This is a genomic window from uncultured Bradyrhizobium sp. (assembly GCF_936928535.1).
Taxonomy (GTDB): Bacteria; Pseudomonadota; Alphaproteobacteria; order Rhizobiales; family Xanthobacteraceae; genus Bradyrhizobium.
The window spans coordinates 21,665-27,833 of record NZ_CAKZHY010000082.1 but is presented as its reverse complement, the minus strand read 5'-3'; the positions used below and the strand labels follow the sequence as shown (position 1 = coordinate 27,833).

The following is a 6,169-nucleotide window of genomic DNA, read 5'->3' as shown; positions in this document are numbered from 1 at the left end:
AGCGAAGCAATCCAGAAATGCGTCCGCGGAAAGATTCTGGATTGCTTCGCTGCGCTCGCAATGACGACTGGCGAGAGACGAACGGAAAACCTCACGCCTCGCCGCGCAGCCAGGCCCGCACCTTTTGCAACAGGCCATGCCGCAACTCGTCGACAGAGGCAGCTTCGGCCGGTGTCAGCGTCTGCAGGGCTGCATCGATCTCGTCGGCGGCCAGCGACGGCGTCGGCTCGGGCGCGGGTGACGGTGCAAGCCCCGCCGCGGCGATCGCGATCGGGCCGACCTGGGTGAGGAAGGCACGCTCATATTCGCGCGACAGGCGCGCGAGCGCGTCGTCCAGCGGCAACCAATCGACCGCCTTGATGTCGTTCATCAGCTTCCGGACCTGGCTGCCCTCGGCCTCCATCCGCCAGAAATGCACGACCTTGGAGCGGCCGCCGGACTGGTAGACCAGCGTGCCCAAGAACTCCTGGATGGCGACCTCGTGGCCGGTCTCCTCCAGCACCTCGCGATGCGCGGCCTGTTTCGGCGTTTCGCCGTCGTCGAGCTTGCCCTTGGGCAAAACCCATTCATTGCGCTTGCGCTGGCGCACGATGGCGATCAGCGGCGCGTCGCCACGCCGCAGCACAATCCCACCCGCCGCCATCACCGGCGCCCGCGCCATCGCCAATCCCGTCGTGCCGTCTGTTCGTCCCCGTGAACGATATAGGCCGCCGACACGGCGGAATGAAGACTAGGTCCGCCGAAGCAGGGCTTGACCGGCGCGAATGCGCGTGCCCTCGCCGATGCCCTCGCAGAACGAGAAGTCACCGGGCGTGAGGATGATGATGGTCGAGCCGTGCTCGAACCAGCCAAGTTCCTCGCCCTTGGTGACGTTGACATCGCAAGGAAAATTGACCGGCCCCCGGGTCTGCGCGTTCAGCACCATGTCGAGGAAGTGCAGGCGGATGCTGGCGACCAGGATCGCTGCCACCGGCACCAGCGTCACCGCCTCGCCGGTTGAGAGATGCGTGCGGATCACCGCGCGCTCGTTCTTGCAGAACAGGCGCTCGACCCGCTTCAGCGCGATCGGGTTGACGTTCCAGACGTCACCGTGGATCAGCGTCACGCGCTCGATATGCGCATCATAGGGCGCGTGGAAGCGATGATACATGCTCGAGGTCAGCCGCAGCGTCACGAAGCTGCCGTTGCGATGCTGCTCGACCAATGCGGGATCGCCGAGCAAATCGAGCAGCGAATAGGGCGCGCCCTTGACCTGAAACAGCTCCGTGTCGGCGATCCGGCCATGGGCGCCGATGATGCCGTCGGAGGGACTGGCGACGACCAAAGGATCGGGATCAAACGGTCGCAGGCCCGGCTTCAGCTGCCGCGTGAAGCAGTCGTGCAGACTGGTGAAATGAGTCTTGCGCGCCTCCGACAGGTCGAGATCGGAGAACAGCTTCCAGAGGGCGATCGAGAAGTCCCGCACCAGCGGATTCCTGATCTTGGAGAACCAGCCCATGAAGCGGGTCAGCGCCGCGCGGGGGATGCGGTTGGTCAACAGGAAGTTGAGGTCTTCCTGCTGGGTGAAAGAGGCGATGAGGGCTTTGACTGTCATGAATCTGTCAGCTCACAGGTTTAGCGCTTGATGTCATGGAAACGACACTCCCGATTCTCTCGATGTCCGTGGCCGCCGCAGCGTCTGCTGCCGCCGTCCTTCCGAAGATCAAGGCGCGGGTCGAACTGTCCCGCGCCAAGCATCGCTCGCTCGCCGGGCACTCCAAGATGTCGCGCCGGGTGGCGAAGCTGCTGCCGTTCTACGAATTCGAAGGCGACAAGTATTTCGGCTGCGACGGCGCGCCTGATCATGTGGTGAAGCAGCGCAAGGACGCTTTCTTCCGTCTCGCCAAGCTCTACGCCGAGCGCTACCCCAGGGGCCGCGCGATGACGAAGGAAGCGGCCGAGACGATCTCCGATCTCAACTTCACCGAGAGCTACCGCGTGCCGTTCCAGTTCTCGCGTCTCGTCCGCGAGCACCTGGGCACCTCGACCTTCATGGAATCCTCGAGCGGCGTCACCGTCACCGATGTCGACGGCAACACCTCCTACGACCTCACCGGCTCCTACGGCGTGAACATCTTCGGCAACGACTTCTACAAGGAATGCATCGAGGGCTCCGAGAAGCGCGCGCATGCGCTGGGTCCGGTGCTCGGTCCCTATCACCCCGTCATCCTCGAGAACGTGCAGCGACTCTGCCAGATCTCGGGCCTTGACGAGGTCTCCTTTCACATGTCCGGCACCGAAGCCGTGATGCAGGCGGTGCGTCTGGCGCGCTACCACACCAAGCGTACGCATCTGGTTCGCTTCGCCGGCGCTTATCACGGCTGGTGGGGCGACGTGCAGCCCGGCGTCGGCAACCCGATCGCCGCGCACGAGACCTACACGCTCTCCGAGATGTCCGAGAAGACGCTGCATGTCCTGCGCACGCGCAAGGACATCGCCTGCGTGCTGGTCAATCCGCTGCAGGGCCTGCATCCGAACGGCAACGCACCCGGCGATTCCTCGCTGGTCGACTCGTCCCGCGGCGGCAATTTCGATCGCGCCGCCTACACCGAATGGCTGAAAAAGCTGCGCGAAGTCTGCACCGAGCGCGGCATCGTGCTGATCTTCGACGAGGTCTTCGTCGGCTTCCGTCTCGCCGCCGGCGGCGCCCAGGAATATTTCGGCGTCAAGGCCGACATGGTGACCTACGGCAAGAGCCTCGCCGGCGGCCTGCCGGTCGGCGTGGTCTGCGGCAAGAAGGAGCTGATGCGGCGCTACCGCGACGACCGCCCCGCCGACATCTGCTTTGCCCGCGGCACCTTCAACTCGCATCCCTACGTCATGACGGCGATGGACGAGTTCCTGAGCCGGCTCGCCAGCCCGAACTTCCGCGCCATCTATGATGGCCTGGATGCGACCTGGAACGGCCGCGTCGCGAAGCTGAACAAGATGATGACGGATGCCAAGCTGCCGGTGCAGTTTGCCAACTTCTCGTCGATCTGGACGGTGAAATACACGACGCCGTCCCGCTACAACTGGATGCTGCAATATTACCTGCGCGCCGAGGGCCTCGCGCTGAGCTGGGTCGGCACCGGCCGGCTGATCTTCAGTCTCAACTACACCGACGCCGATTTCAGTGAAGTCGCCGACCGCTTCGTCCGCGCCGCCGAGAAGATGAAAGCAGATGGCTTCTGGTGGCACGACGGCGCGCTCACCAACAAGAACATCAAGCGGCAGATCCTGAAAGAGATGCTGGCCAAGCGTTTGGGACGCTGAGGCCAGTTCTTCCGACGTCGTCATGGCCGGGCCCAGCCGTCCGAAGGACGGCGTCGCTTCCGCTCGCCTATGCCCGGCCATCCACGCGTTTCCGCACGGCAGCCCGAAGACGTGGATGCCCGGGACAAGCCCGGGCATGACGTAAACCATAGACATTCGCGTTCTGAGTAGCGGCGCGCTCAGGCGTGCTGCTCTTCGAGCGCGGGCTCGGAGATCAGGCCTAGCGTGTGCTCGGGGTTGAGATGCAGGCCGGGATCCATCAGCTCGCCGCGCATCAGGGCCAGCGGAGCGCTGCGATAGAGCATCAAATCGTGGAACGGATCGGTCAGGATCTTGGTCATCCAGACGAGGCCGGTCTCGACGTCGCGAATGAAGAACAGATGCACGGTGCGGAACAACAGGCCGCCGCCGCCGACCGCGAGCCAGATTTTGGCAACCTGCCGCACGAAGTCGGTCGCGTTCGCCCAGGGCGTGAACAGGCCGAACAGCGTCGGATCGGCGAACAGCACCAGCGGCGAGGCCGCCCAGATCGCCATCAGCACAACCTTGCGCTGCAAATTGTAGCCGACCTTGATCTCTTCCTTGTACTCGTGCGTCGCCTGGTTGATGTGATCGTAAGTGTGCGGCTCGAAGAAGAAGTGACCTGCCTGGCGCGAGGTCATCGAGACCAGCCAGCCGACCAGCGCCGAGATCATGGGATCGACGAACAGCCAGACATAAGCAAAGAGGAAGCTCGCCGCGCTGATGAAGTGCAGGCTCTGATTGATGCGGCTGTGGTGATAGTAGCGATGGTCGTCCCAGCGCTGGATCCGCAGCTGCTCGAGGTAGTTCTTGATCATGCTCTCCCCCAAAATGCTTTCGGGTTCTGGATTTAAAGGGATTCGATGTACGGCGTGTGACATCATCATTTTGTCATGTGGCGATGTGCAGCGACGCGGTGACGCACGGTTACTCTGTCCCCTCATCCTGAGGAGCGCGGAACGCGCGTCTCGAAGGATGAAGGCCGAGGTGCAGCGGCACGGGCCTTCATGGTTCGATACAGCGCTGACGCGCCTCCTCACCATGAGGAGGAACAGTTACGCCGCCTTGGCGATGTCGACCTTGCGGAAGCGCACCAGCGAGAAATGGCCGAGTGGCGGAATCAGGCGGCGCTCGGCGAGCTCAATGCCCTTGGCGCCGGCGAGCCATTTGGCATAGCGCGACCAGGCGAACTCGGCGGTGCGGAAGCCGAGCGGACGCACCACCGGCTGCAGCTTCTGCTCGATGAAACGGCGCATGCCGGTGTCGGCGCTGACGCGGGTGAGGATGATCAGCTCGCCGCCCGAACGCAGCACGCGGGCGAATTCGTCGAGCGCCTTCTCCGGATTCGGCACCGCGGTGACGACGTACTGCGCCATCACGACGTCGAAGGAATTGTCGGGGAATTCGAGCTTCTCGGCGTCCATCACCGCGAGGCCCTCGACGTTCTTGAGGTTGCCTTCGCTGACGCGGCGGCGGGCCTTGTCGAGCATCGCGTCCGAAATGTCGGTGCCGAAGATGCGCAGGTTCGGGGAGTAGAGCGGCAGCGAGATGCCGGTGCCGACACCGACCTCGAGCACGCGGCCACCGATCTTGTTGGTGGCTGCGATCGCAGCCTGGCGGCCCTTGGCGAACACACCGCCGAACACGAGATCGTAGACCGGCGCCCAGCGGTCATAGGCCTGCTCGACCGAGCCACGGGTGAGGTCGAGCTGCTGGGTGCCGTCAAGGTTCATGATCTTAGCCATCGATGAGGTTCTCGCTGTGGGTCAAAGTATGAATCAACCGCGCACCGGCCGCTGCGCCATGCGTGGCGAAGCGCGAAGGACGCGGCTGGGCTGGAGTGAGGTGAGATTGCCGACGAACTGGCGCGCGCTGTTCTCCCAGGAGCGCTCCAGCGCGAAGTTGCGGCAGGTCTCGCGCGACATGGTGAGTGCGCGCAGGCACGCGGCGCGCAGATCGTTGTCGATCGCGCCGATCGGATGATCGGCGATGACGTCCTTCGGGCCGGTGACGGGAAACGCCGCAACCGGCGTGCCGCAAGCGAGCGCCTCGAGCTGCACCACGCCGAACGTGTCGGTGAGGCTCGGAAACACGAACACATCGGCAGCGGCCAGATGCGCGGTGAGATCCGCACCCTTCTTCTCGCCGAGGAAGACGACGTCAGGGTACTTCTTCTCCAGCGCGGCCTTCTGCGGACCGTCGCCGACGACGACCTTGGTGCCGGGCAGGTCAAGCGAAAGAAACGCTTCGAGATTCTTCTCAACCGCCACGCGGCCCATGGTCATGAAGATCGGGCCTGGCAGATCGAGCTTGGCGGGAGAATCGGGGTGAAACAGCTCGGTGTTGACACCGCGCCCCCAGAAGCCGAGCCGCTTGAAGCCGCGGCTTGCGAGCTCCTGCCGCAGCGACGGCGTCGCCACCATGGTCATGGCGGCGGCGTCGTGGAAGTGGCGCAACACGGCATAGCCGACGGCATCAGGGATGCCGGTGCGCACCGAGACGTATTCCGGAAAGCGTGTGGTGTAGGACGTCGTGAATGCGAGACCGTTGCGGCGGCAATAGGCGCGCGCGGCCCAGCCGATCGGCCCTTCGGTCGCGATGTGCAGGGCTTCGGGCGCGCCCCCCTCGATCCGCCGCGCGATCTCCTTTCCGCTCGGCAACGCAATGCGAATGCCCGGATAGGTCGGCAGCGGCCAAGATCTGAAGCCGTCAGGCGTCAGGAAGTCGATCTCGACATCGAGGGCCTTGGCGGCGGCAGCGAGCGAGGTCAGCGTCCGGACCACACCGTTGACCTGCGGATGCCAGGCATCGGTCGCGATTAATACCCGCATGGGGAAATCCCGAGAGTTTGATG

Annotated in this window: 6 protein-coding genes; 1 reads left to right on the top strand and 5 read right to left on the bottom strand. The window is 64.2% G+C overall.

Features of this window, described 5'->3' with window-relative positions; all coding sequences use genetic code 11:
- Nucleotides 1-91: 91 nt before the first annotated feature.
- Entirely contained in the window at nt 92-661 is a 570-nt protein-coding gene (locus Q0687_RS13155) for an NUDIX hydrolase (RefSeq protein ID WP_298877189.1), read from the bottom strand.
- 69 nt (nt 662-730) lie between these two features.
- Entirely contained in the window at nt 731-1,594 is an 864-nt protein-coding gene (asd, locus tag Q0687_RS13150) for an archaetidylserine decarboxylase (RefSeq protein ID WP_298877187.1), read from the bottom strand.
- A 35-nt stretch (nt 1,595-1,629) separates the two neighbouring features.
- On the opposite strand from asd, the gene Q0687_RS13145 reads away from it, so the two are divergent.
- On the top strand, nt 1,630-3,294 hold the full coding sequence (locus Q0687_RS13145) for an aminotransferase class III-fold pyridoxal phosphate-dependent enzyme (RefSeq protein WP_298877184.1): 1,665 nt from the start codon (nt 1,630-1,632) through the stop codon (nt 3,292-3,294).
- A 179-nt stretch (nt 3,295-3,473) separates the two neighbouring features.
- Here the strand turns inward: Q0687_RS13145 and Q0687_RS13140 are convergent, their stop codons facing one another.
- The 3 genes from Q0687_RS13140 to Q0687_RS13130 all read right to left on the bottom strand — a co-directional run bounded on the left by Q0687_RS13140 (nt 3,474) and on the right by Q0687_RS13130 (nt 6,146).
- Nucleotides 3,474-4,133 carry a hypothetical protein gene (locus Q0687_RS13140; RefSeq protein WP_298877181.1) on the bottom strand — a complete coding sequence of 220 codons (660 nt, stop codon included), beginning with the start codon at nt 4,131-4,133 and terminating at the stop codon, nt 3,474-3,476.
- 237 nt (nt 4,134-4,370) lie between these two features.
- A complete protein-coding gene (locus Q0687_RS13135) occupies nt 4,371-5,060 on the bottom strand; it encodes a methyltransferase domain-containing protein (RefSeq protein WP_298877179.1) in 690 nt (229 codons plus the stop codon).
- A 33-nt stretch (nt 5,061-5,093) separates the two neighbouring features.
- Complete coding sequence (locus Q0687_RS13130; RefSeq protein ID WP_298877176.1) at nt 5,094-6,146, bottom strand: glycosyltransferase family 1 protein; 1,053 nt, start codon at nt 6,144-6,146, stop codon at nt 5,094-5,096.
- Nucleotides 6,147-6,169 lie beyond the last annotated feature (23 nt).